Genomic DNA, 24,199 nt, shown 5'->3' on the forward strand with positions numbered 1-24,199 from the left:
CCCCCATTGCTTATTTTAATTTTACTTCTCCTCACCAGCTGTTTGTGAAGCATTAAATACCCATTCTAGATTTAACTGATCCCCTTGGAATTGGTTTTGATCTTCACCGTTTTCAACAAATTCGAATTGTACCCATATTTCATTTGTTTCGCCTGGAGCTAGGCCACTATTCTGCTTCCATAATGGATCCCATAGATCTCTCTGTACGATATCAGGGTCCATATTTTTCAATTCATACAAAGTTGTCTCAAAAATAGGTTCAGACTCTTTCTCCCAATTCCATAAAAAATTCACACGAATATGTTTACCGAAATCTTCTGTATTATCAGATAATTCATCCGATACTTGGTAATCTGTTAGCAAATGAATGGATTCGATCGGCAATGAACCACTATTACTTAATACAAGCTCTCTCGTGACAGTGTCACCCGGTTTTAAGTTTTCCACTTGAAACATAACCTCAGGGTTAATGGATAAGTCTAACGTGCCCGCAGCAAATACATGATTCGTCGATACTTCATCGGAAAAATAAGCAAATGTCCCTCCTCCAACTAGAGCAAGTCCAAGTGCAGCTGACATCATCCCAGATGCAAGCTTTTTTTTCACTCCCATAGTAAATCTGCTCCTTTCAACCGTTTATATTTACTTTTCTTCATTTGCTAAGACTATTAAGAAAAGCTTACGTCAAACATAAAGGAATCTATAGGAAGAATTAAGTTTCCTATGCCCTATTTCAATATAGTCATATTCCTTCATTTTTCACATTTTTAGTAAAAATGAGGTATTTATTACCATTATTTTAGGCGGAAAAAGTGATTATCCTCCGAATTTATTTGAATACTGGTATTATTTTATTCCATTTGCTCGTCTACTCATTGTATTTAGGCATTTGCCTTCATCAACCTCACAACATCAGATTCTCTGAAAATCATAGCGAGTTGCCTATGAATATAGAAAGGGACCATTTTAAAGGATAAGAAAAAGGGCAATGGATTTCACAAAATGTCTCATGTCAGAAATCCATTCCCCTATAAAGAACGTTCTACTTAATGCTTAGCGGCTTTATATCGCCAAACTCCATTTTCCATTCCCTTCTCTACTTTGTTCTTTTCTTCCAAATAATCTAAGTGACCAATTACCTCTGACATTACAAGGCTGAACTGCGTATAATATTTGTCAGGGTAAAAATGTTGGGCAATTTCACTCGCTGTTTTTTCTGCTTCTGAAACATAGGACAGGAATTTTTCAGCTTTTCTTTCTATCCCTTTCAACCTTTTATGTATAAGTAAATGTGGCGTCGTTATTCGTTCCCCATGCCCACTATAACAATAATCAATATCATAGGTTAAACATTTTTGCAGTGAGTACGCATACTCAATGACAGTCTTTCTTCTTTCACCATTCGTATAAGGTTCAATTAAAGCATTACTTGAGATATGGGCGATAAGGTGGTCTCCACCTACCATTACATGGTTTCTTTCATCTATTAAAGCGATATGATCAGGCGCATGTCCTGGTGTTTCAATTACTTTCCTATTTATAATATAATCATTTTCTGCTAACATTCTATAATCAGCATGCAATCCCTCGTTTTGTTTTTCTATGACGATATTCATGAGCTGCTGTACTCTTTTTTCACCCTCCTTCCCACAACCCATCTCACGATATAACCTTTCATAAAAGGAAGTTCTTTGTTCAAAAAATGACTTTTCCCTCTTTAAGCGAGGAATCGCTTCAGCATGAACATAGACGGGAATATTATGCTTTTCAATGATTCTAGGAATCAAGCCTATATGATCTTCGTGTGAATGAGTAAGGATGATTTCATTGATATCCTCTAACAGAAATTGATGGCGCTGTAGTGTTTGAAGAAATTGCTGCCAACATGCTTCATGATTAATTCCAGCATCTATTAATGTTAATCCTTTAATGCCTTCTACAATAAAGAAATTAAAAGACCGCAAATCACTGTTTGTCGGTATGGTAATTGGATAAATCATGACCTTATTCCCCCTACTAAACTATTTATCTAAAAAAATGATTGAGTGAGCACTCGATCAAAATGTCTTATTTCTCTAAAAATTTCACTGGCAATGATTATCTCTTAAGTTTTTTTATACAATATAGTATAATAAGTATTATTGTCAAACCGACCATTGCCACGCGAATATTGTCCATACTTGAGGTGATAGAATGGAATTTCATGCAGAAACAACAAAAGATAAAGTGTTATTTTTATTAAAAAAAGAGTCTTCCATGTCTGTCAACGACCTTAAGGAACGCCTGAATATTAGCCATATGGCGGTGAGAAAACATTTAACCGGATTAGAGAATAGCGGTTTAATCGCATCCACAGAAACGAAACAAGCGCTAGGTCGCCCGACTCAATTCTACTATTTAACAAGTAAAGGCGAACATTATTTTCCGAAAAATTATGAAGGTCTATCACTTGAATTTCTTAATGACATGGAAGAATTGTATGGCAGTGAAGCGATTGAAAACTTATTTATGAAACGGGAAAAGCGACTAGTGGAAGAGTACGAACATAGATTACAAGAACAAGCAACTGATATGAAAATGCAAACATTATTAAACATTCAAAATGAAAAAGGCTATATGGCATACTTGTCAAAAACAGGGACAGACGAATATGAGCTCACAGAGTTTAATTGTCCCATTCTTTCCATAGCCCAATCCTATAATACAGCTTGTCATTGTGAAACCCAATTGTTCAAGCAAGCATTAAACACAAATCAAGTCCACCGTGTAAGATGCAAAACAGAAGGGCATGATCATTGCCAATTTAAAATTAAATTTAATTGACTCAACTATTACTTGATAGAGTAATAGTTTTTCTTTTTTATTGACACTGGTCGGTTGATTGTTTTGTGGATTTTTAGGGCTTCCTTTTTTGTATGTATCTTCTTTTTGTGACATGTCGAATAGGAACAACAGCGTACATTTTTAACTTTGTGTGTATTTTCTATTTGTCCCCTCTTTTTCCTAGATGCCTCATAGGTTGTGTGCTTTTTGTTTTTACCTTTAAATGTTTCTACCTCTCATTATGTATATAAAAAAGACCCAAAATTAAATTTTGGGTCCCTCATCAATATCCTTATTTTGATGCTGCGAATAATTTGTTAACTTCATCCCAATTCACAACATTGAAGAATGCTTGTACATAATCTGGGCGTTTGTTTTGATATCTTAAGTAGTAAGCGTGCTCCCAAACGTCAAGACCAAGGATTGGTGTTTTACCTTCCATTACTGGGCTATCTTGGTTTGGTGTGCTTGTAATAGATAATTGACCATTTTCAGATACTAACCATGCCCAACCAGAACCGAAGCGTCCAGCTGCAGCTTTAGCGAATTGATCTTTGAATGCGTCATAGCTACCAAAAGCTTCTTCAATTGCAGCAGCTACGTCACCAGTTGGTGCACCGCCACCATTTGGAGAAAGAAGTGTCCAGAACAAGCTGTGGTTTGCATGTCCGCCACCGTTATTACGTACAGCTGTACGAATATCTTCAGGAACAGCGTCTAAATTAGCAATTAGTTCTTCAATCGATTTGCTAGCTAATTCGTCATGTCCTTCTAATGCAGCATTTAAGTTGTTTACATATGTTGCATGATGACGATTGTGGTGGATTTCCATTGTTTGCGCATCGATATGTGGTTCAAGCGCATCATTTGCATAAGGTAATGCTGGTAATTCGTGTTTAGCCATTTTGAATTCCTCCTAATATGTAAAATCTTTTTACACTCTATATTTTAGAATACCTTATCTACTTTTTCAACTAATAAGTATAAAAAGTAGAGAGAAAATTAAAGACACTATTTCCTACCTGATTTTGTTAAAATTGGTATAAAAGGAGCGAGAGAGGATGATTGTATGAAAGCGGTTCTATTTGATTTTGATGGTACGTTAGCCAATACCTTACCTATTTGTTACGCTGCGTTTAACAAGGTGTTCCAAAAATTTGATCAGCGTACACTTTCTAACCATGAAGTTCTATCTATGTTTGGCCCATCAGAAACAGGGATTATTCGAAAACATCTAAAGCATGCTGATAAAGAAAAAGCTATTTCCTCTTTTTACCAATATTATAATGCAAATCATGCAAAACTTGTACAAGATAATAATGAAATAAAGCAAATGTGAAAACAGCTAAAACACAATGGCTTACTCTTGGGGATTGTCACTGGTAAAGCGCAAAGGAGTCTACAAATATCGTTAAAGCAACTACAAATGGGCGATTATTTTGATGTAATGATTACAGGAGATGATGTTGAGAAACCGAAACCACATCCAGAAGGAATCGAAAAAGCACTATATAGACTTAAAGTCATTCCATCAGAAGCGACCTTTATCGACGATAGTGAGGCAGATATATTAGCTGGGAAGGCGGCAGGCGTAACTGCTAAGTGGTTAGAGGAAACACAAACGACGGCGTTTCAACCACAAGCAAATATTGAATTGAATGAATGCAATACATTGCTGCAATTTATCAAAGGGGATGAAATAATGGCTGATAAGTGGTTAATATGGGCGCGGAAAATCCAAGCAATCTCACAATCAGGCTTAGCTTTTTCAAAAGATATCTATGATATTGAAAGGTATGAACAGTTAAAAGAACTGAGTGCTGAAATCATAAGTGAGTACTCAGAGCAATCAACGGACGATATTGTTGCGGTATTAAGTAATGAATCAGGCTATCAAACACCGAAAGTTGACGTACGGGGCGTTGTTTTTCAAAATAACAAAATATTACTAGTGAAAGAAAAGTTTGATAACAAATGGGCCTTACCAGGGGGCTTTTGTGATGTTGGCTTATCCGCAAGTGAGAATGTTATAAAAGAAATTCAAGAAGAATCTGGTTTTATTTGTGTTGCGAAGAGGCTCATCGCCTTGTTGGATATGAATAAGCACCCGCATCCGCAACAACTCTTCCATTATTATAAAATATTTATTTTATGTGAGATTTCGGGGGGACAGGCAGCCTGTGGGATAGAAACTGAAGCGATTGATTTTTTTGCTGAAGACAACTTACCTCCTCTATCACTTAATCGAAATACGAGAGAACAAATCAAAATGGCTTTCGACTTTCTTAAAGATTCTCATGGATTCCCCATCATCGATTAATCAAGCAAAAAGGCCTATAACCATTTTCGGTTATGGGCCTTTTAGCCTTTTACTTATGCATCAATTGTTATCTTCTGTAATCGTTGTTGCCACTCTTCGTCTGTTAAACCATTTTCTTGCACGTATAAATTATTAGGATGTGTGCGGCACTCATCCGAACAGCTCCTTAAATATTTATGCTCGTTTTCTTCTGTTGTCATAAAACGTTTATCGCAATCAGGATTAGCACAATTAACATAACGTTCACAAGGTTCACCAGTGAAATGGTCTTTCCCGACAATGGTATGCTCTTTCTGATTAATGGGCACACTGATCCTTTCATCAAATACATAACATTGGCCGTCCCATAGTTCTCCTTGAACTTCTGGGTCTTTACCATATGTGACAATGCCACCATGTAGCTGACTCACATCTTCAAAACCTTCTCTTACTAACCAACCAGAGAATTTTTCACAACGTATGCCACCTGTACAATATGTTAAGATTTTCTTACCAGATAGTTCGTCTTTATGCTCACGTATCCAATCAGGTAAATCACGAAAAGCTTCAACATCCGGTCTAATCGCCCCTCTAAAGTGGCCGATATCATATTCGTAATCATTTCTTGCATCAATGACAACAGTATCTTCTGCTTGCATGGCATCAAAGAATGCTTTTGGCTCTAAATATTTGCCTGTTATCTCATTAGGATTAAGATCATCCTCTAGTTTTAATGTTACTATTTCTTTACGAGGTCTGACATGCATTTTTTTGAATGCATGGCCATTCGTTTCATCGATTTTAAATACCATATCACTGAAGCGTTTGTCGTTTTTCATCATATCTATATACGCATTTGTTTGTTCCACTGTTCCTGACACTGTACCGTTTATACCTTCTTTAGCAACAAGGATTCTTCCTTTTAATCCGAGCTCACGACATGCTTTTAGATGATGTTTACTAAAGGCTTCAGGATGTTCGATTGTTACATATTTATAATAGAGTAAAACGCGGTATTGATTATTTTTTTCTGTCATTTCTTCCACCTGCTTATTTCTGTTCTTTCATTTGCGACAATAGTTCACTGGGCGTTTCACATTGAATAAACTCGCCATTCACTATTGCATATGGACTTTTCTTACATTGCTTACAATGTGATTGGCATTCATATTGTTTATAAGATACTTCTTTACTAGAAAGAAAAGGGCCAAATAACGCAAAGTCTTCATCAGTATAAAACCGATCGAGGTTCTTTTCGCAAAATTCTATCGTAACTTGTTCTTTTTTTGAAAAAATTTTATTAAATAATCCCATATACAACATCCTTTTTTAGATGTCTATTTTCATATTTGTCCGTAGAATACTATACCATGATTTAACAGGCATTTTCAAATAGATTTATATCAATTACCTTGCCCTAATCTCATTCACTATAACTTCTAAACCGTTCGTCAAAGGAGAGTTCTTCATACTAGCAATCATTTTTGGTCTATCCAATTCCATTTGCCTTAACGTGTGTAAAAGGGAACCGATTGCTTCTTCCTCGATTACTTTTGCGAACCCTTTTTGGGCGAATGATTCAGCATTTAACAATTGATCACCTCTACTTTGTTTTTTAGATAAGGGGATGATCAGCATTGGCATGTTTAGTGCTAAAAATTCAAATAACGCATTAGATCCACCCCTCGTGATTACACAATGAGTAGCTGCAAGGATATGCGGTAATTCCTCATGAATATATTCAAATTGTCTATACCCTGCTTTCCCTATTAAGCTTTCATCCACTTGACCTTTTCCACAAATATGCACAACTTGATAGTTATCTAATAGATTCCGTAATTCCTTGCGAATTTGTTCGTTTATCTTTTTAGCACCCAAACTACCACCCATAACAGTAATAATAGGCTTTACACCGGAAAACTCAAGGAACTTTAAGGCCGTGTTTTTATCGCCGGTAAATATCTCTGGCCTTATTGGTGAACCAATGGCAAGTACTTTTTCTTTCGGAAAATAAGCTTTCGCCTCTTCAAACGATGTGAACACCTTTTCAGCAAATCGTTGGGCAATTTTATTCGCTAACCCAGGTGTTAAATCACTCTCATGGATAATTGCTGGTATTTTTAGCATTTTAGCAGCAATTATCACTGGAACTGATACAAATCCACCTTTTGAAAAAAGCAAATCGGGTTTTATCTTTTTTAAGATCCTCCTTGCATCAATCACACCTTTCATGACGCGAAAAATATCTTTTACATTCTCTAAGTCTATATATCTTCTTAATTTCCCACTAGAAATAGGAAAATATGGAACATCAGTCTTTGCGATTAACTCCTTCTCAATGCCTGTTTTCGAACCTATATAAAAAAAATCTACTTCTTTATGTAATTCAGTAATAAGGGCGAGATTAGGGGTGACATGCCCCGCTGATCCCCCTCCTGTTAAAACCACTTTTTTCTTAGTCAACATCAACCATTCTCCTCTTTCTCTAATTAAAGACCTCATTACTATTATAATCTACTTTTATTTCCCTAGCCCCTCCCATGCAAATTTGATTTCTTCTATTTCAGCCTTAGCTCCCCCCTGATCATGAACATCAATAAAACCAATTGCTCTGTTTAAACTTGTACCTATTTGATTGAGTTCATTTTTCTCAACAGAAAACTGCACTCGCTTTTGAACAGTTAAAAACCCTTCTTTGGCTTGATTGATTTGTTTTTTTGCACTTTTCCAATCACCTTCTTGAATTGATTGTTCAACTAAAGAAAGCATCCCTATTACATCATCGCCATCAACGAGTGGTTGTTTAAGAAAATCTCCAGACTTCATTGTGAATATAAAAATAGCCAGTATAAGAAAGGGGATCAATTTATAAAGAATAAACTCTTTCATTTACTTCAATCCTTTAAAATCTGTAATATCTACGGGATTTTTCATTTTATCGTGATAAGCGTCAATAAAGAGCATCCCGTTGCTATCAATAATCGCTAGAAAGATATCACTAATTTTTGTATATCCACGATTTTTTAATTCTTTCATCAGCCATTCCTCGGATTTTTGCAATTGATGCAAATTATTGCGAACAAGCACACCATCATAAATTAATTCCGTCCCTATTCCTTTATATGTAGACTTTAACTGTAAATCCCTTGGGGTAACTGGTAAATAATCCGCTTTTTTTAACACGGATATTTGCCCATCTTTTTCTACAATTGCATAATCTACCTCTTTTAAATCAAATATCCCTTTTTCTCTTAGTTGTTCTTGGAGATCAGAGATACGGTAACGCAGTTTCTTCATGACTTCATCCATAATTTCCCCATCCATAATAACGATTACAGGCTCCCCATCGAAATAGATCGATGCTTGGCGCCACTTCATCGTTACTTTTTGCAGACATAATACGAGAACCGTCCATGTGAACAGGCCTACCCAATAAGGCCAAGCATCTGTCGCGATGTCTGCAGAAAGATTCGCAGCCATAGAACCAATCGATATTCCTAAAATATAATCAAAAAATGTGATTTGACTCACTGTTTGTTTACCTAAAAATCGCGTAAATATAAGCAATGTACCAAAAGCAATAATCGACCTTACTATAACGACCGATGTCTCATTCATCGAATTCACTCCTACTATCATTGCCTTTAGTATGAGCGTAATTAGAAAAAGTATCCAGAAAACAAAGATAAAGTTGGGGGAAATATGTAGATTTTTTGCATATGGCACTTTTTTAAAAACCAAAATGGTTCCGAATAAAAAAGATACAAGAGAAAAATAAACGAGAAAGATTCTCGCAACATTTTCACAACTATTTTAGAAGGGGGTCCGACAGTTAGTAAGAACAATTCCTGTTTACTTGGTTATGTTGTTAACATCACGAAGGTTCTGGGAAAATACACAGAAAAACACTCGCTTTTATTAGTGAGTGTTATATTTTGTAATAATTATTTAATCATCATTCTCATTGTTATGTACAAGTTGTATAATACATGTTGTTACAGTGACTAAAATTATACCTCTAACTGATCTTAGAAACACTAAAGCTATTAGTGATATGGTTATAGAGAATCCAACGGAACCCGTTTTTGTAACCAAACATGGAAGAGAATTTTTAGTGTTATTGAGTCATGAAGAATACAAGAAATTAGTAAAAAATAAAAAAGGAAGATACGGGTTAAGGCCGTATCTCCAAAGTTGGGGAGTTCAGTGGTGGCTGAACTCTTTTTATTTGTTCTTTTTCATTTTTTCAATTCTTGCAGTTACTTTTTGGTACTCTTCAACTGTTTTACAATCTTTTAATTGTTCCACAATTAAAGATAATACTACATCAAATTGGTGATCCGTCATACCTTGCATTACATTTCCCTCACTTAATCGAAATATTTCATCTACTATATATAATAACAATTGAAATGTCAGAAACATTGTTCTACCAGTTCTAAATAATCATATGCTTTTTCAGCATACAATTGAGACTCTCAATCGCTTGTTTAACCTTCCTAACCAGATACAAGTTGGTCCAACACTACCATTTCAATTTGATTTCTTCCAGTCTCAACGTGTTTTGAATATATTTTATATCTCCCACATAATTTTGATTCCATTGAATTATACAATAAACTTGTAGACATGGTCTAGTTCTTAGACTTTGTCTACAAGCTGAAATGAAGTCTAAAACTTCATTTTATTTTCTCCCTATATATCTAATTCTAAGAAAATCGGACAATGATCACTACCCATTGTTTGACAGTGTGCACCGGCATCTTTGATTTGTGCTTTTAATTTTTCCGACACGATAAAATAATCAATTCGCCAACCAATATTCCGCTCTCTCACTTTGGCCATGTACGACCACCATGTATAGACATCCGTCTTTTCTGGATAAAGGTATCTGAAAGAATCGACAAACCCTGATTCAAGGAGACTTGTCATCTTTCCGCGTTCCTCATCAGTAAATCCTGAATTTCCTATATTGGATTTTGCATTCTTCAAATCAATGGTTTGGTGTGCAACATTAAGATCGCCGGTGTAAATCACGGGTTTTTCAGCCTCTAACGAAAGCAAATATGTTTTTAAATCATCTTCCCATTGTAAACGATAGTCTAATCGGGAAAGGTCTCTTTTGGAATTCGGTGTATATACATTTACAAGGTAAAACGTTTCAAATTCCAACGTAATAATTCTTCCTTCTTCTTGTTCTTCGTTTTCTCCCACACCATATTTTACTGATCGTGGTTCTACTTTAGTAAAAATAGCGGTACCGGAATAGCCTTTCTTAACGGCATAATTCCAATATTGATGGTAGCCTTTTAAATCTAATTCTATTTGACCCGCTTGAAGCTTTGATTCTTGTATACAAAACACATCTGCATCTACTTCTGCGAAAAAGTCGAGAAACCCCTTCTTCACACAAGCGCGCAAACCATTGACATTCCATGACACAAATTTCATGTTGCTAAACTCCCCTTTTTCTCTATCTGATCCTTCTTATTCTATAGGAAGTTTGACTTTGATTAAAGTCTTGTGATTTGCTATAGTTTTTACGTATAGTTGAAGGAGGAATTTGAATGGCTGATCATCAATTTCATTTAAAAGCACACTTTCCAGGATTACGAAATAGTGTCGGAATAATTGAAAGTGGACAACTGCGTACAAAAGTATCTATTCCGCCTGAAATGAACGGACCAGGAGTAGGGACAAATCCGGATGAAATGCTTCTAGGTGCTGCTGCCACTTGTTATATCATTACATTAGCTGCCATGATGGAAAGAAGTAAATTGGAGAAAAATGATTTATCGATGAAATCAACAGCAATTGTTAACGAAACAAATGGCGTCTTAACTTATAAGAAAATCATCCATAAACCAACCATTGTACTTACAAACCATGATAATGACCGTGACAAGGACCTTGCGTTGAAGTTGGCTAAAAAAGCAGAAGCATCCTGCATGATTTCACGCGCCATCCAAGGCAATGTAGATATTGAACTAGAAGTAACCATCAAATAAAAACAGCAATCCAATCCACGTCTCTTACAAGTTTCAATAGAGGCGTGAAGGTTTAATCAAACGACGCTACCCACTTCTCCGTGATTTCTACACATCTTTTGATAGCTGGTGACAATTAAACTTTATCGCCAATTCTAATATGCGATAGCTTTCTTCCTTTAATGGCATTACCACACAATTTTTAGGAATGGTTTCTAATAATAATTCTAGCAATATGCTTACACCAAAATTATGAGCAACCATTGACTTAATTAACTCTTCCGCCATTCACTCAACGCGGATTATTTGGTTGAATCTCTGCTTTGGCAAATAAATCTATTATTTCACCCCCCATATGTTGACATGATGAAAAGGGATAGCCTTTACCTCTTGTACGCTCAACTCACTTCTTTCTGAAAAGGATGATCTGCTAGCGCCTTTGGTTTTATTTCTATTCGCTGCCGGTTTAACTGTCACTTTACCATTCGTGATATCATAGGTGCATTTTTGGCGTGATTGTTGCGACATTAGGAAGTTACCCGAGTGCCTGTTAAGGTGACAACTACCCCAACAATGGAACAATAAACAGAAAGTACTTTACTTTAATACAGCCTAAAAGATATTCTTAACTAAATAGGGATAGGAGAAAGTTTATGTTATCACTTCGTAGAGTCTTAAAATTACGTGATTTAGAAATTTTTCATGTTTGGAAGAAGGAACATTTCTTATCTTATGTAATCATTGAAGATACTAGAAATCCATTTACTAATGAGGATAAACAACTAGACCCACTATGTTATATGGAAGATGAAGAGATTGATGAGATACTAAATGTTTTCAGGATTTCTATCATTAATGATGAAAAGTTAAACGAAGAGGATTCAAAAGCACTACGATCATATTTTTCGGACTTCGTTAATAATACGAACTTAACAAATTTTATTATTAAGGAATATGTTCAAGAAGATTTGTATGATAATGAAGACAATATAAAATCCTTTAATAAAATCTTACAACATATAGGTTCAAATTATAAAATAGAAGAATTTGATGAAAAAAATTGGATTTATTTATCACAAGATTAAGGTTTCGTAAAAAAAATAAAGCCGTTCTCTTCGTTCAGAACGACTCTATTTTATATATTTTTTTAAAATGGGCCTATATCAATAACCTTTCTTCATTAAATACCCACATAATAAAAGCGAAAGTACGATAAAGCTAATTAACGCCATAAAACCGCCTGTAAATGAGCCTGTTGTTGTACTGAAAAAGCCAACAACCATTGGGCCAGCAGCTGCTACTAAATAAGATACACATCCGAATATACCACTGATTCTCCCCATTACTTGGGGTGATGCAACTTCATGGAGCATCGTCATGGTTATCGGTGCTGGCATGTATAATACACCTAATAGAATAATTGTAAGTAGGATCACGACTGTAGTATTCGTAGTGTATAAGAACCCTAGGAAGCAGCCAATGATGATGAGACTAGCTACAGCGACAAAGACAGCCCGTTTCATCCATCTATCAGATAGATAGCCACATACTAATTGTACGATGATAGCGAGCGCATAACCCGCTGCATTAATCATAGCTGAATTAACAAAATCAATCCCCTTTGCTTCTGTTAAATAGCTTGGCAAAAAAGTAGAAAATCCGAAAAACCCGATTGAGACGCAAGCATATACCGTTGTTAATATCCAAAACAAAGGACTGGTTAAAACGGACTTCAGACTACCTGTATCGATGCTAACAGTCTTTTTCACACCTTGTCCATTTTCTATATAGTTCACTTCTGCAGCATTTGTGGCATAATGTTCAGATGGCTTGTTTCTAATCATAAAAATAAATACGGCCAAACAAATAAAAGAAATAATCGCTAGTGCAAAATAACTTTCTCTCCATCCAAATGATGCAGCAATTAATGCAATGGCTGGAATCCCAATAACCGGGCCAATCGCATTACCTGTAAACCAAAAAGACTGTGCTTTACCTTGTTCGTGTTGTGGAAACCATTTAGCTGTTAAGGTTAGTGCAATGGGGTATAAAACACCTTCACCAACTCCTAGTAATGCTCTTGACCATAATAATGCCGTAACCGATGTAGCTGCTCCACCGATAACCATCGCTATACCCCAAATGGCTATACCAATCATCCCACTCTTAAACGCGCCGATACGATCAACTACAAACCCCCAGAAAAATTGCCCTAATGCGTATGTAATTAAAAAGACAGAGCTTAATGTTCCCTTGATTACATTATCACTAATGGCTAAATCTTGTAAAAACTGTCTTTCTGCAAATAATATATTAATATTAGATTTATCAATCATTGAAACTGTGAATAATAACATCAATGGTAATGAAATATAAATCCACCTAGTATTGGTTGCCTTAGTCATGTTTTCTTCGTGAATTACTTTTGCATCTTGCATAGTTGAATCACCCCTAGTGAAAATTGGCATGTTAGTAGAAGAGTGATATAATAAGTACACTCTTATTGATAACGATCCTAGTAATCTTTAAGACAGAACAGGTATCTTGCAAACAAAGGGATTTCCCACAAAATCCTTTGGAAGATACCTGTTTTTCCCTTTAATTTGTTTGTAATGCTTGAAAAGATGCCTCTGCTTCCTTAATCCATGTTCTTAGTTTATTTGGACTGATGGGTAAATCATTTGTTTTAATTTCTAATGGATGAAGGGCATCTACGATCGCATTTGCTATTGCAGCGGGTGGCGCGATCGCTCCTCCCTCACCTACACCTTTTATCCCTAGGCGATTTCTTGTCGACTTGAATTCCTGATGTGCTTTTTCCACTGTTGGTACTTCCATCGATGTTGGTAGTAAATAATCCATATAAGTACCGGTAAGCAATTGCCCTGTTTGGTCATAGACAATTTCTTCATAAAGAGCAGAACCAATCCCTTGCGCAATACCGCCTTGCACTTGACCATCAACAATCATCGGATTAATAACCGTACCACAATCATGTACAACACTATAATTCTGTAAGTTTACAAAACCTGTTTCTTTATCCACCTCCACTTGTGCCATATGAATCGATGCAGCAAATGTGACTGTTGGAGGTGCAAAATAATGTGTTACTTCTAAGCTAGCTTCCATGCCTTCCGGTAAATTTCCTAATTTAGCAGGTAGCGCAGCTCGCCCAACATCTTTATAGGTGACAAACTTTTCTGGAGAAGTCTCTGCATATATTTTCCCTTCATCAATGACTAATTCTTCATCCGTTTTTAGTAAATGGGCGGCAATTTTTAACACTTTCTCTCTCATTTTTAATGCTGCCTCATAAATAGCTGAACCAGCATTTACGGCACTTCGGCTAGCGTACGTTCCTTGGCCCATTGGCAACACAGTTGTTTCGCCAACGCGAACAGTAATATTTTGCGGGTTTACTCCCAATCCGTCTGCTGCAATTTGTGAGAATACTGTTTCATGCCCTTGTCCTTGAGGCGTACAGCCTAAATAAGCTGTCACATGGCCAGAAGGATCAATAGAGATATGTGCCCCTTCATAAGGTCCTGCACCTGTACCTTCTACATAAGAAGAGATACCAATACCAACAAGCTTGCCCTCTTTCTTCTTCTCTTCTTGTTCTTTTCTAAAAGCTTCATAATCAACTAAATCAACTGCTTTGCGTAATGCATCAGGATAATCGCCACTATCATAAATAAGCTGGTGGCCATCTTTCACTAAAATTCCTTGATCATAAGGCATGTCTTCAGCTTGAATCATATTTTTCTTCATAATTTCGATTGGATCTACTTTTAATTTTCTTGCGACGATATCGATAATTCGATCCATTACGAAGACTACTTCAGGTCTACCAGCTCCCCTAAATGGCACATTAGGTGTTTTATTCGTTAAAATGACTTCACATTTACTATCATAGTTAGGGATTTTATAAGCCCCTCTTAAATGATAGGCACTATTATAAGCACAAGTTAAAGCGAAGAAATTAACAGCACCACTATCAATCACAAAAAAATCTTCAATGGCCGTAATTGTTCCATCCTGTTTAAACGAAACTTTTACTTCATGGATTTGGTCCCTAGATTGCCTTGCACTTGTTAAATGCTCCATTCGGTCCTCTATCCATTTTATCGGCCTCCGAATTTTTTTAGCTAAGTAAGGAATGAGAATCTCTTCTGGGTAAACACCACCTTTTGGTCCGAAGCCGCCTCCTACATCAGGTGCTGTGACACGTATACTTAAATCGGGTAATGACAAACAATGGGCTAAAGTAGATCTGATTTCATAAGGCATTTGCGATGACGACCATACTCTCAGCTCTTGATTTCTTGTATCAAATTTCGCCACTACTCCTCGTGTTTCTAACGGATTTGATCCCAGTCGGGGAGTTCGAATTTTTTCATTAATAATATAGTCTGCTTCGGAAAATGCTTGCTCAACATTACCTGTTGTTACGTGAAAATGAGACTGAATATTGTTTTCTAAATGTTCTTGTATGAGCGGTGCATCCTCTTTTCGCGCTTCATATGGGTCAACAAGCGGTTGTAGCGGCTCATAAGTTACCTCGACTAGATCAGCTGCATCTTCGGCGATGTAACGATTTTTCGCCACAACAATTGCGACAGACTGGCCAACGTATGTCACTTTTTTCTTAGCCAAAATATCCTCATAGTTGAAGTTAATCGTTGGTGATATCGCCTCAACTAAATTAGGTGGAAGAAAACAATGTGATTCAAATTGCGTCAATGGTTTAATATCTTCAATATCTTTTGCAGTAAATATCCCATAAACACCCTCAATTGCTTTTGCAGCCTCTATATTTATATCCACAATCTTCGCATGTGCATGGGGGCTTCTCACAAATACTGCTTCTGACATATTTGTTAAACTAATATCGCCCACAAACATGCCTGTTCCCGTTAAAAGGCGATAATCTTCCTTTCTTTGCATGCTTTTTCCGATATATTTATGCATATTTCTCCCTCCTTTTTTATAGCGTTTGGTGTGTGACTTGCTTTACTGCTTTAACAATATTGGCATAGCCTGTACATCGGCAAAGATTTCCTGAAATCGCTTCCCTAATTTCTTCTTCAGACGGATTTGGATTTTCTTTCGTAAATTGCGTTAATGTCATTAAGAAGCCTGGTGTGCAAAATCCACATTGAAGGGAATGACAATCCGTAAATGCTTGTTGAAGAGGATTTAATTGACCATCCTCACCCACAAGTGATTCAACCGTTTCAATCGTAGCCCCATCCGCTTGAACAGCTAGCATTAAACAGCCTCGCACCGCTTCCCCGTTCAATAGTATAGTGCAAGCCCCGCATACCCCATGCTCACATCCAACATGTGTGCCTGTTAAAAATAATTCTTCTCTTAAGAAGTCAGTTAATAAGAGCCTAGGCTCTATATCTCTTTCCACTTTTTCACCATTTACAATTAAAGATATTTTCACTTTATCCAACCTTCTCTTCTCCTTCCCATGCTCTAGCTGTTGCTTCTTCTATTGCACGTTTTAATAGCGTACCAATAAGTTCCCTACGATAATCCGCACTTCCATGCAAATCGCCTTCTGGGTCCACACAATCACTCGTTAATTCAGCGACTTCTTTTAATAAAGCTTCCGATACTTTCTTTCCTATTAATAATTCCTCTGCTTCTTCTACTACAAGTGGAACAGGATTGACTCCACCAACGGCTAGTTGTGCCTTTTGAATGAGTCCTTGATTATCAAGTCCAATTACTGCTGCAGCGATTGCTAAGCCAAAATCGCCATGTCTCCTCGCTACTTCTACAAAAGAATGCCCCACTCTCTCTCCTTGAGTCATAATTGGAAAGCGGACTTCTTTCACTAATTGATTTGTTTGTAATGCGGTCAGGAGATAAGTGAGAAAGAAGTCTTCAGGACCGACAACTTCTTCTTCATCAACTGAGGCAATCACAATCTCTCCTCTTAATGTCGTCAATACACACGGTAATTCTGCCGAAGGATCACCATGAGCAATACTACCACCAATTGTCCCACGATTGCGAATTTGTTTATGACCCACCCACTTGATTGCGTCAATAAGCAGCGGACATTTTTCTTTAATTAATTGTGAATTTTCCACTTCCACATGCCTTGTCAGTGCACCAATGGCAATATATCCATCTTCTTCACGAATATAATTTAATTCTTTTATTCCGCTCACATCGATTAAAAACTCAGGGGTGGATAATCTCATATTCAATACAGGTATTAAACTTTGACCGCCAGAAATGATTTTACAATCATCTCCGTATTCTTCTAGATAAGTTAATGCCTCCTCAACACTTGACGGTTTTAAATATTTAAACTTTGATGGTTTCATTCATCTGCCACCCTTTCGTTACGCTTTTTGTAAATTGATTTGTTTCTCAACATCTTTAAAGAAGTTCCCAGCAATAAATTTCGCAACACCGCTCATTACCCTGCTTCCTACACCTGCAATCATGCCGCCGACTTCTGCATCACATTCCCATTTCACTTCACACTTTTCTTCGTCAACTGCCGTAATATAGCAATCCATTTTTGCCTTAACAAATCCTGGCTTTCCACTGCCTTCTGCAATTAATTGATAGTGTATAGGTGCTTCGATGTCTTCAAGTTTTACATTTCCCTTGTAATCTCCTTTAACTGAAGCAATGCCCAATTTCATCTCAACATCATAGGTTCCATCCTCTTTTAAAATTAGACTTTTGCATCCTGGGATGGCTTTTTCTAATATTTGAGGATTATGAAGAGCATCCCAAACATCTTTATTATTTTTTTTCATTTTCGCTTGACCTGATAAGATCATCATTTTCTCCCCTTTACACTTTTAAAATTGTGCTAATAGTAACAATATTAATTTTTTCAAAAAATTTTGTCAATGGAATACAGACGTTTTTGTTTTATTAATTAAATACAGTTTCTTATATAAAACATAAATGCATATAAAATCTATATTTATATAAATAATCTCTTTTTGGTTTTATTAGTAAAACCATATTATTATTTAAAAATCAACTAGCTTTTCATATCTTTGCCTTGTATCAATATCTAATAAAATACCGCGGTCATTCACTGCTATTTCTTCTTTATATGGGATGGTGCGAATAAAGTTCTTTCCACTTTGTTGTTGAATAGATTGAATCATCGTATTACTGATATTTGCAAAATAGACAGGATGGCCAGCCGTTTGATTATATAATGGTCTTATAGTAAATGGATGATTTTTTTCTCTCGCTATGTGTTGACCTCTCTCAATAATCATTTCACTTGTTTTCTTTTCTATAAAGGGGGTATCTCCTAAAAAAACGAGTGCATCTTCCTCTGGAAAAACCACTTTGGAAAGTCCCTTGTACAGTGAAGAGGATTGACCATTGGCATAATCCTCATTTATGAGCCAAGAAAAGGAAGGATCGCTTATCTTGATTTCTTCCATAATGGTAACCGCATCATGCCCAATAACTGCAATCACTTCTTTACAATGTAACTTTAATACTTGTTCAATTACATATTGAAGCATTGTTGTCCCTTTAAATGGTAGCAACTGTTTTGTCCGCCCCATTCGCGTGGATAATCCAGCTGCAAGAATAATGGCTTTAATCGGACGCTTATGGTGATTGGTGGATAAATTCCGCACCTTGTAGAAAACCCCCTTTATGTCTTGTTCTAACGGCAATTACTTCAGCAACAATACTAATGGCAATCTCCTCAGAGGATACGGCTCCAATATCAAGACCAATTGGACTATGTATTCTTTGTAAGTCTTGATTCGTGAAATGACATCCTTCCAAATATAGCTGATCGAGGATTTTGATACGTCGTGATTTCGGTCCTAAGACGCCAATATAAGGAGCCTGTGAAGATAGGGCAAATTTTAATGTCTGCTTATCTTTTTCAATATGATGATTCATAACGACAATATATGTACGATTTGTGAGACGAATACATTCTGTGAAATTCTCTGGTCTAGCTATTATTCTCTCGGCATGAGGAAACCTTTCTTCATTGTTATATAGACTTCTTTGATCAACGACAATCGTCTTCATCCCGCATTCTGCTGCATATTTAACAACAGGTATCGCATCATGTCCTGCACCAAACACCATCAAAGTAGGCGATGGAACAAACACATCAAAAAATACGCCTACATCTAATTTATTCTCATCTTGTAACAACAAACTTTCTGGTTTCGGGTTGGATTGTCCTAACTTTTCTTGAGCAATGGATTTCGCCGCCGCTTCCAACACTTGGTCATGAAATGATCCAATAGAGGGTTGATTTTCTAGATAGCAAACCCGTTTATTTTTTTGTGACGAACTAGCTTCTGTAATTGTCATTAATACAGCAGGCTGTTGTTGATCAATAGCTTCTAGCCAAGCATCAAAAGGCAGCAATTGCTTTTGCACATTCATCCACCTCTTCAATATTTTGTGGTGTATACATTAATGGTTCAATATAGATAAAAACCGTTCCTGGACAGCCAAGACCTAAACCCCATACTTCTTCTTCATCTAAATGATACGTTTTAATAATTGGAGTTTTTGTTTTTATTACTTCCTTTGCTACTTCCGCTACATCTGCCTCTAAACAACCTCCCGATATTAATCCGACAGTACCTCCATCCGCATCGATCAGCATTTTTGCGCCTTCTTTTCGATAAGCCGATCCTTTTACTTTAATCACCGTTGCCAGAGCACAAGGAAGCTTCTCAGCTTTGCATTCTTGTATTGCGCTAATTACTTGTAGCTGTTCATTCATCATCGACATCACTCTCCAATGGGTATATATTTAATAGTATAAGTAGGAAATGGAATGTTTTACCTATAAAACGAAGTTTCCGATATAGAATAATATAAGCGTTCCTTCTTGACAATGTCAATTAAATTTTTAGAAAATTTACAATAGATTACTTTTTGTGATTTTTGACTTTTTATTATCCAAAATACACATAGGAGGTATTCATTTGAAGAACCCTACGTTATCTACTTATTGGCTTTTTCCTCACTCTCCCGAATGGTATAGGCAAATAAGCAAGAACGGAGAAGCATACAAATATCCTTGGCAATCTACTATTGATTCACCTATAGCAGAAAATATATTTGATCAACTCGTCTGTCTACACACAAAAGATAAAGTTACCCTTGATTTTGGCTGCGGGGATGGGCGATTCACAAAAAAATATGCTTTATATGCCAAGCAAATGATTGGGGCGGATTCTTCTATCCAATTTATTCATACAGCAACGAAAACAAAGCCTGATAACACTACATTTATTGTTGCTCATTCAAAAAATGAACTTCCTTTTAAACCAGCATTCTTTGATCTCGCAATTACGCGTAAAGGACCCACATCCATCTATCAACAATTACCTCATTATGTAAAAGAAGGAGGGCTCATTTTAGTTTTGCACCCTGGTGAAAATGAAGGAAAAGAGCTATCAACCTGGTTTCCTCTCTTTTTCCAGGCAACCAACATACCATACCAATTGAACAACATCTCACAGAAATCTTCACAAAGACTAATTTCAAGAAGTTTAAAATTCACCCGTTTCATACGATTGAATATTTACATACCCCCCTTGATCTCATCCACTATCGTTGCTTTGGACAAAAAGAAGAAATCTATCAAATAGTTAACTCCGATTTACGAGAAATCACTAACATTTTCAAGAAACACCAAACAACAAAAGGCTTACCTCTCACCTATGAACGATATATAACAATAGTACATGTGTAAATCCCTTACAATTCTAGGTTCTTTGAAGACATTATGTAGAGTAAATATTGGTACATTTGAAAAAAATATTGCAGGTATATAGATTTTGTTCTCACAGGGGTAAGTAGGATTCTTCGTTTTGCGTTTGGATGCTTTTATTTATCATGATTATTTCGTTTGCGGTGCTCATCACTGCTGGATTCCTTCTATTTGCTTCGCTTTCATTATTTGCGGTGCTCATAACTGCTAGACTCCTCCTATTTGTCTCGTTTTCATTGTTTGCGGTGCTCATAACTGCTAGACTCCTTCTATTTGCTTCGCTTTCATTGTTTGCATTGCTCATCACTGCTAGATTCCTCCTATTTGCCGCGTTTCCATTGTTTGCGGTGCTCATCACTGCTGGATTCCTTCGATTTGCCTCGCTTTCATTGTTTCCATTGCTCATAACTGTTGGATTCCTTCTATTTGCTTCGTTTTCTTTATTTGCATTGCTCATCACTGCTGGATTCCTTCTATTTGCTTCGCTTTCATTATTTGCATTGCTCATCACTGCTAAGCTTCTCCTATTTGCCTCGTTTTCATTGTTTGCGGTGCTCATTACTGCTGGATTCCTTCTATTTGCCGCGTTTTCTTTGTTTGCATTGCTCATCACTGCTGGATTCCTTCTATTTGCTTCGCTTTCATTGTTTGCGGTGCTCATCACTGCTGGATTCCTTCTATTTGCTTCGCTTTCATTGTTTGCGGTGCTCATCACTGCTGGACTCCTTCTATTTGCTTCGCTTTCATTGTTTGCATTGCTCATAACTGTTGGATTTCTTCTATTTGCATCGCTTTCATTATTTGCATTGCTCATAACCACTAGGCTTCTCCTATTTGCCTCGTTTTCTTTGTTTGCGTTGCTCATAACTGTTGAATTCCTTCTATTTGCTTCGCTTTCATTGTTTCCATTGCTCATAACTGTTGGATTTTTTCTATTTGCCTCCTTTTCATTGTTTGCACTGCCCATCACTGCTGGATTCCTTCTATTTGCTTCGCTTTCATTATTTGCGGTGCTCATAACTGCTAGATTCCTCCTATTTGTCTCGTTTTCATTGTTTGCGGTGCTCATAACTGCTAGATTCCTCCTATTTGCCGCGTTTTCATTGTTTGCGGTGCTCATCACTGCTTGATTCCTTCTATTTGCTTCGCTTTCATTGTTTCCATTGCTCATAACTGCTAGATTTTTTCTATTTGCATCGCTTTCATTGTTTGCACTGCTCATAACTACTAAATTTCTTCTATCAGCCTCGTTTCCATTGCTCATAACATCTACTTTCCTTCTATCTGCCTCAATCAACCATTTTCCATAAACACACAACGCCAAATCTTTGATGAATTCTTATTAGAAAGCACTAAAAAAGACTAATCCGTGCCTTTACAGCAAGGCTAGATTAGTCTTCTTCTTTAAATATTTCATGTAAATATCGCTCTCTATTTTCCAAGAAGTATCTCGTTATTTGGTAATGATCTGTTTCTTCGTAGGTTGTTTCAGCAATTCTACCTTTATCGAAATTTAGGATTGTTGCGCCAGGAAAGCCTAGTAGTATCGGGGAATGAGTGGCAATGATTAATTGGCTCTCCTCCGTCGAGACGATGTCATGCATGATTCTTAGGAAAGCTAGCTGCCTTGCAGGCGATAGTGCCGCTTCCGGCTCATCTAACAAATAAATACCCTCTCCATCAAACCGATTGAGAAAGAGTGATAGAAACGATTCGCCATGCGATTGTTCATGTAATGACTTTCCTCCGTATCCACTATAACCTGTTGGGCATTCCCGTTCTAATTCATCAATATGTGTAGAAAACTGATAAAAAGATTCGGCTCTTAAGAAAAAGCCATTTGTTAACTTCGGCATCCAAGAAAGCCTAATATGGGGAGCTAAAGAAGATTCGGATGCATGTAAATCATAACGATTACTTCTATTCCCTCCAGCCACATTAAAACCACAGTGGTGGGCAACGGCTTCTAGTAAGGTTGACTTGCCAGAACCATTATCACCTACAAAGAATGTTACAGGTGACTTAAATTGAATTTCATCCATTGATGCAATCGTAGGAATGGATAAAGGATAGGTATTTTCATGACTATTACTCATTTTCTTTATTTTTTTTAGCAATGTCTCTCCTCCTGTTTCCTAATGTCCCATTGATCATTTACTGAAAATATGCCATTGTCTATGGTATGATAAACATATCTTTCCAGAATCGAACTTTCTCATAAGAAAAAGAAGGTCTGCATATGAACAAAAGCTATTCATTATTGCTAGCAGTTATTATCGCTTTAGCAGGAGGGGGCGTCTTCACCCTACTTCATATACCAGTAAGTTGGCTATTAGGATCCATAACAAGTATTATGCTATATTCTATCATATCAAAGAAGACGTTGTACTGGCCAAAATCGTTTAGAAACATCGGGATTTTTATTATTGGCTACAGTATGGGTCTTTCATTAACAAAAGAGGCGATGGTGTTCATCTTGCACCAACTACCCTCCATGCTATTTTTAACAGTACTTATTATTGGGTTTAGTTTAATCACTTCATTATTAATAGCAAAATTGACTGGTATCCATTATCCATCGATATTGCTTGGTAGTATTCCTGGTGGTTTGTCACAAATGCTCGTATTAGCTGAAGAAACAAAAGATATTAATGTGACTGTTGTTACTTTCTTACAAGTCGTGCGATTAATACTTATTATCTTTTTTGTCCCTTTTCTCATTTTTGGTCCGTTCTTTCATAATGGTGAGAACATCTTGCCAACTATTGAAAAGCCGGCTAGTTGGCAGCAATTATTTCCTGACATAATTCCATTTATTATTCTATCACTTATCTTAGTTATTATATTTAAAAAATGGAAAGCTCCCACCCCGTTTCTACTCGGTCCTATTATTGCGACAAGTCTCATGACATTGCTCCATATTAATGGTCCAGAATTACCTAACAGCTTACTAGAGATTGCACAAGTTTTTATTGGCATTAACATTGGACTCATGATGCATCCAGAAAAGCTTGAAAACAAATGGAAATTATTAAGCTTAGGAGTATTTAGCAGCGCTTTATTAATCGTCATCTCCATGATGCTCAGCTTTCTTCTTAGTCAATTTTATGGGTTTTCTCTCGCAACAAGCTTCTTAAGTTTATCACCTGGCGGAATGGATCAAATGGCTATTATTGCCCATGAAGTCGATGCACAATTAGCTGTTGTAACCGGCTATCAACTATTTCGGGTATTTTTTATCTTCTTTATTGTACCACCTTGTTTAAAACTTCTATTTTCGCGATATAGAAAAGAAAAAGGGTGACCAGTTGGTAACCCTTTTTACCTATA

Annotated in this window: 27 protein-coding genes and 2 pseudogenes; 7 read left to right on the top strand and 22 right to left on the bottom strand. The window is 36.6% G+C overall.

Annotated features, from left to right (window positions below; all coding sequences use genetic code 11):
* Window positions 1–21: 21 nt before the first annotated feature.
* Together H9655_RS12125 and H9655_RS12130 are read right to left on the bottom strand one after the other, a co-directional pair.
* On the bottom strand, window positions 22–612 hold the full coding sequence (locus H9655_RS12125; RefSeq protein ID WP_191814282.1) for a CalY family protein: 591 nt from the start codon (window positions 610–612) through the stop codon (window positions 22–24).
* 434 nt (window positions 613–1,046) lie between these two features.
* Window positions 1,047–2,000 (bottom strand): MBL fold metallo-hydrolase, encoded by a 954-nt coding sequence (locus H9655_RS12130; protein ID WP_191814284.1) that lies wholly within the window; start codon window positions 1,998–2,000, stop codon window positions 1,047–1,049.
* A 193-nt stretch (window positions 2,001–2,193) separates the two neighbouring features.
* Between H9655_RS12130 and H9655_RS12135 the strand changes: the two genes are divergently transcribed.
* Window positions 2,194–2,823, top strand: coding sequence for a helix-turn-helix transcriptional regulator (locus H9655_RS12135; RefSeq protein WP_191814286.1), 630 nt, complete (start codon window positions 2,194–2,196; stop codon window positions 2,821–2,823).
* A 292-nt stretch (window positions 2,824–3,115) separates the two neighbouring features.
* On the opposite strand, the gene H9655_RS12140 is transcribed toward H9655_RS12135, so the two are convergent.
* Window positions 3,116–3,727: a superoxide dismutase gene (locus tag H9655_RS12140; RefSeq protein ID WP_191814288.1), complete on the bottom strand. Its 612-nt coding sequence runs from the start codon at window positions 3,725–3,727 to the stop codon at window positions 3,116–3,118.
* A 165-nt stretch (window positions 3,728–3,892) separates the two neighbouring features.
* On the opposite strand from H9655_RS12140, the pseudogene H9655_RS22905 reads away from it, so the two are divergent.
* A pseudogene (locus H9655_RS22905) lies at window positions 3,893–5,143 on the top strand (NUDIX hydrolase N-terminal domain-containing protein).
* A 53-nt stretch (window positions 5,144–5,196) separates the two neighbouring features.
* On the opposite strand, the gene trhO reads toward H9655_RS22905, so the two are convergent.
* The 5 genes from trhO to H9655_RS12175 form a co-directional block, all read right to left on the bottom strand.
* Window positions 5,197–6,159, bottom strand: coding sequence for an oxygen-dependent tRNA uridine(34) hydroxylase TrhO (trhO, locus tag H9655_RS12155; RefSeq protein ID WP_191814294.1), 963 nt, complete (start codon window positions 6,157–6,159; stop codon window positions 5,197–5,199).
* A 13-nt stretch (window positions 6,160–6,172) separates the two neighbouring features.
* Window positions 6,173–6,436, bottom strand: a complete 264-nt coding sequence (locus H9655_RS12160) for a DUF1450 domain-containing protein (RefSeq protein WP_191814296.1) — start codon at window positions 6,434–6,436, stop codon at window positions 6,173–6,175.
* A 93-nt stretch (window positions 6,437–6,529) separates the two neighbouring features.
* Window positions 6,530–7,585, bottom strand: a complete 1,056-nt coding sequence (locus tag H9655_RS12165) for an undecaprenyldiphospho-muramoylpentapeptide beta-N-acetylglucosaminyltransferase (protein ID WP_318245482.1) — start codon at window positions 7,583–7,585, stop codon at window positions 6,530–6,532.
* A 57-nt stretch (window positions 7,586–7,642) separates the two neighbouring features.
* Window positions 7,643–7,948 (bottom strand): DUF4363 family protein, encoded by a 306-nt coding sequence (locus H9655_RS12170; RefSeq protein ID WP_225230606.1) that lies wholly within the window; start codon window positions 7,946–7,948, stop codon window positions 7,643–7,645.
* 63 nt (window positions 7,949–8,011) lie between these two features.
* On the bottom strand, window positions 8,012–8,740 hold the full coding sequence (locus tag H9655_RS12175) for a DUF421 domain-containing protein (protein WP_191814302.1): 729 nt from the start codon (window positions 8,738–8,740) through the stop codon (window positions 8,012–8,014).
* A 436-nt stretch (window positions 8,741–9,176) separates the two neighbouring features.
* Between H9655_RS12175 and H9655_RS22910 the strand changes: the two are divergent.
* Window positions 9,177–9,269: pseudogene (locus H9655_RS22910) on the top strand (type II toxin-antitoxin system prevent-host-death family antitoxin); the annotation flags it as partial.
* A gap of 77 nt (window positions 9,270–9,346) precedes the next feature.
* Here the strand turns inward: H9655_RS22910 and H9655_RS22740 are convergent.
* Both H9655_RS22740 and H9655_RS12185 read right to left on the bottom strand, forming a co-directional pair.
* The gene (locus H9655_RS22740) at window positions 9,347–9,478 is read right to left on the bottom strand and encodes a hypothetical protein (protein ID WP_263600752.1); all 132 of its coding nucleotides are present in this window, start codon (window positions 9,476–9,478) and stop codon (window positions 9,347–9,349) included.
* A gap of 339 nt (window positions 9,479–9,817) precedes the next feature.
* Window positions 9,818–10,573: an exodeoxyribonuclease III gene (locus tag H9655_RS12185; RefSeq protein ID WP_191814306.1), complete on the bottom strand. Its 756-nt coding sequence runs from the start codon at window positions 10,571–10,573 to the stop codon at window positions 9,818–9,820.
* Between the two features lie 116 nt (window positions 10,574–10,689).
* Here H9655_RS12185 and H9655_RS12190 point away from each other — a divergent pair, with 116 nt between their 5' ends.
* The gene (locus tag H9655_RS12190; RefSeq protein WP_191814308.1) at window positions 10,690–11,130 is read left to right on the top strand and encodes an OsmC family protein; all 441 of its coding nucleotides are present in this window, start codon (window positions 10,690–10,692) and stop codon (window positions 11,128–11,130) included.
* 87 nt (window positions 11,131–11,217) lie between these two features.
* Here the strand turns inward: H9655_RS12190 and H9655_RS12195 are convergent, their stop codons facing one another.
* The gene (locus tag H9655_RS12195; protein ID WP_191814310.1) at window positions 11,218–11,397 is read right to left on the bottom strand and encodes a hypothetical protein; all 180 of its coding nucleotides are present in this window, start codon (window positions 11,395–11,397) and stop codon (window positions 11,218–11,220) included.
* 51 nt (window positions 11,398–11,448) lie between these two features.
* Window positions 11,449–11,637 (bottom strand): hypothetical protein, encoded by a 189-nt coding sequence (locus tag H9655_RS12200; RefSeq protein ID WP_191814312.1) that lies wholly within the window; start codon window positions 11,635–11,637, stop codon window positions 11,449–11,451.
* A 125-nt stretch (window positions 11,638–11,762) separates the two neighbouring features.
* On the opposite strand from H9655_RS12200, the gene H9655_RS12205 reads away from it, so the two are divergent.
* Window positions 11,763–12,194, top strand: a complete 432-nt coding sequence (locus H9655_RS12205) for a terpene synthase (RefSeq protein WP_191814314.1) — start codon at window positions 11,763–11,765, stop codon at window positions 12,192–12,194.
* 78 nt (window positions 12,195–12,272) lie between these two features.
* Here H9655_RS12205 and H9655_RS12210 read toward each other — a convergent pair whose 3' ends face one another.
* The 8 genes from H9655_RS12210 to H9655_RS12245 form a co-directional block, all read right to left on the bottom strand.
* Window positions 12,273–13,547, bottom strand: coding sequence for an MFS transporter (locus H9655_RS12210; protein WP_191814316.1), 1,275 nt, complete (start codon window positions 13,545–13,547; stop codon window positions 12,273–12,275).
* A gap of 160 nt (window positions 13,548–13,707) precedes the next feature.
* Window positions 13,708–16,080, bottom strand: a complete 2,373-nt coding sequence (locus H9655_RS12215; RefSeq protein ID WP_191814319.1) for a xanthine dehydrogenase family protein molybdopterin-binding subunit — start codon at window positions 16,078–16,080, stop codon at window positions 13,708–13,710.
* Window positions 16,081–16,096: 16 nt separating this feature from the next.
* A complete protein-coding gene (locus H9655_RS12220) occupies window positions 16,097–16,561 on the bottom strand; it encodes a (2Fe-2S)-binding protein (RefSeq protein WP_318245483.1) in 465 nt (154 codons plus the stop codon).
* A 1-nt stretch (window position 16,562) separates the two neighbouring features.
* Window positions 16,563–17,456: an FAD binding domain-containing protein gene (locus H9655_RS12225; protein ID WP_191814323.1), complete on the bottom strand. Its 894-nt coding sequence runs from the start codon at window positions 17,454–17,456 to the stop codon at window positions 16,563–16,565.
* 18 nt (window positions 17,457–17,474) lie between these two features.
* Complete coding sequence (locus H9655_RS12230) at window positions 17,475–17,924, bottom strand: SRPBCC family protein (RefSeq protein WP_191814325.1); 450 nt, start codon at window positions 17,922–17,924, stop codon at window positions 17,475–17,477.
* A 198-nt stretch (window positions 17,925–18,122) separates the two neighbouring features.
* On the bottom strand, window positions 18,123–18,752 hold the full coding sequence (locus tag H9655_RS12235; RefSeq protein WP_191814327.1) for a nucleotidyltransferase family protein: 630 nt from the start codon (window positions 18,750–18,752) through the stop codon (window positions 18,123–18,125).
* Window positions 18,724–19,521: an XdhC family protein gene (locus tag H9655_RS22840; RefSeq protein WP_191814329.1), complete on the bottom strand. Its 798-nt coding sequence runs from the start codon at window positions 19,519–19,521 to the stop codon at window positions 18,724–18,726. Before H9655_RS22840 ends, H9655_RS12235 begins: the two co-directional genes overlap by 29 nt.
* Complete coding sequence (locus tag H9655_RS12245; protein ID WP_191814330.1) at window positions 19,496–19,876, bottom strand: XdhC family protein; 381 nt, start codon at window positions 19,874–19,876, stop codon at window positions 19,496–19,498. Before H9655_RS12245 ends, H9655_RS22840 begins: the two co-directional genes overlap by 26 nt.
* A gap of 202 nt (window positions 19,877–20,078) precedes the next feature.
* Here H9655_RS12245 and H9655_RS12250 point away from each other — a divergent pair, with 202 nt between their 5' ends.
* On the top strand, window positions 20,079–20,747 hold the full coding sequence (locus H9655_RS12250) for a class I SAM-dependent methyltransferase (protein ID WP_191814332.1): 669 nt from the start codon (window positions 20,079–20,081) through the stop codon (window positions 20,745–20,747).
* A gap of 195 nt (window positions 20,748–20,942) precedes the next feature.
* Here the strand turns inward: H9655_RS12250 and H9655_RS12255 are convergent, their stop codons facing one another.
* Both H9655_RS12255 and H9655_RS12260 read right to left on the bottom strand, forming a co-directional pair.
* Window positions 20,943–22,166 carry a hypothetical protein gene (locus H9655_RS12255; protein WP_225230608.1) on the bottom strand — a complete coding sequence of 408 codons (1,224 nt, stop codon included), beginning with the start codon at window positions 22,164–22,166 and terminating at the stop codon, window positions 20,943–20,945.
* A 94-nt stretch (window positions 22,167–22,260) separates the two neighbouring features.
* Entirely contained in the window at window positions 22,261–22,965 is a 705-nt protein-coding gene (locus H9655_RS12260; RefSeq protein ID WP_191814538.1) for an AAA family ATPase, read from the bottom strand.
* 143 nt (window positions 22,966–23,108) lie between these two features.
* Between H9655_RS12260 and H9655_RS12265 the strand changes: the two genes are divergently transcribed.
* The gene (locus tag H9655_RS12265; protein WP_191814338.1) at window positions 23,109–24,173 is read left to right on the top strand and encodes an AbrB family transcriptional regulator; all 1,065 of its coding nucleotides are present in this window, start codon (window positions 23,109–23,111) and stop codon (window positions 24,171–24,173) included.
* Window positions 24,174–24,199: the final 26 nt, after the last annotated feature.

This window comes from Cytobacillus stercorigallinarum (assembly GCF_014836495.1).
Taxonomy (GTDB): Bacteria; Bacillota; Bacilli; order Bacillales; family Cytobacillaceae; genus Cytobacillus; species Cytobacillus stercorigallinarum.

What these genes read in the sequence shown, in the direction of transcription:
- H9655_RS12260 (WP_191814538.1), bottom strand. Translation starts at nt 22,965, where the DNA reads ATGAGTAATAGTCATGAAAATACCTATCCTTTATCCATTCCTACGATT.
- H9655_RS12200 (WP_191814312.1), bottom strand. Translation starts at nt 11,637, where the DNA reads ATGTCGCAACAATCACGCCAAAAATGCACCTATGATATCACGAATGGT.
- H9655_RS12125 (WP_191814282.1), bottom strand. Translation starts at nt 612, where the DNA reads ATGGGAGTGAAAAAAAAGCTTGCATCTGGGATGATGTCAGCTGCACTT.
- H9655_RS12230 (WP_191814325.1), bottom strand. Translation starts at nt 17,924, where the DNA reads ATGATCTTATCAGGTCAAGCGAAAATGAAAAAAAATAATAAAGATGTT.
- H9655_RS12140 (WP_191814288.1), bottom strand. Translation starts at nt 3,727, where the DNA reads ATGGCTAAACACGAATTACCAGCATTACCTTATGCAAATGATGCGCTT.
- H9655_RS12265 (WP_191814338.1), top strand. Translation starts at nt 23,109, where the DNA reads ATGAACAAAAGCTATTCATTATTGCTAGCAGTTATTATCGCTTTAGCA.
- H9655_RS12185 (WP_191814306.1), bottom strand. Translation starts at nt 10,573, where the DNA reads ATGAAATTTGTGTCATGGAATGTCAATGGTTTGCGCGCTTGTGTGAAG.
- H9655_RS22740 (WP_263600752.1), bottom strand. Translation starts at nt 9,478, where the DNA reads ATGCAAGGTATGACGGATCACCAATTTGATGTAGTATTATCTTTAATT.
- H9655_RS12175 (WP_191814302.1), bottom strand. Translation starts at nt 8,740, where the DNA reads ATGAATGAGACATCGGTCGTTATAGTAAGGTCGATTATTGCTTTTGGT.
- H9655_RS12190 (WP_191814308.1), top strand. Translation starts at nt 10,690, where the DNA reads ATGGCTGATCATCAATTTCATTTAAAAGCACACTTTCCAGGATTACGA.
- H9655_RS12210 (WP_191814316.1), bottom strand. Translation starts at nt 13,547, where the DNA reads ATGCAAGATGCAAAAGTAATTCACGAAGAAAACATGACTAAGGCAACC.
- H9655_RS12160 (WP_191814296.1), bottom strand. Translation starts at nt 6,436, where the DNA reads ATGGGATTATTTAATAAAATTTTTTCAAAAAAAGAACAAGTTACGATA.
- trhO (WP_191814294.1), bottom strand. Translation starts at nt 6,159, where the DNA reads ATGACAGAAAAAAATAATCAATACCGCGTTTTACTCTATTATAAATAT.
- H9655_RS12195 (WP_191814310.1), bottom strand. Translation starts at nt 11,397, where the DNA reads ATGGCGGAAGAGTTAATTAAGTCAATGGTTGCTCATAATTTTGGTGTA.
- H9655_RS12245 (WP_191814330.1), bottom strand. Translation starts at nt 19,876, where the DNA reads ATGATGAATGAACAGCTACAAGTAATTAGCGCAATACAAGAATGCAAA.
- H9655_RS12225 (WP_191814323.1), bottom strand. Translation starts at nt 17,456, where the DNA reads ATGAAACCATCAAAGTTTAAATATTTAAAACCGTCAAGTGTTGAGGAG.
- H9655_RS12215 (WP_191814319.1), bottom strand. Translation starts at nt 16,080, where the DNA reads ATGCATAAATATATCGGAAAAAGCATGCAAAGAAAGGAAGATTATCGC.
- H9655_RS12130 (WP_191814284.1), bottom strand. Translation starts at nt 2,000, where the DNA reads ATGATTTATCCAATTACCATACCGACAAACAGTGATTTGCGGTCTTTT.
- H9655_RS12170 (WP_225230606.1), bottom strand. Translation starts at nt 7,948, where the DNA reads ATGAAGTCTGGAGATTTTCTTAAACAACCACTCGTTGATGGCGATGAT.
- H9655_RS12205 (WP_191814314.1), top strand. Translation starts at nt 11,763, where the DNA reads ATGTTATCACTTCGTAGAGTCTTAAAATTACGTGATTTAGAAATTTTT.
- H9655_RS12135 (WP_191814286.1), top strand. Translation starts at nt 2,194, where the DNA reads ATGGAATTTCATGCAGAAACAACAAAAGATAAAGTGTTATTTTTATTA.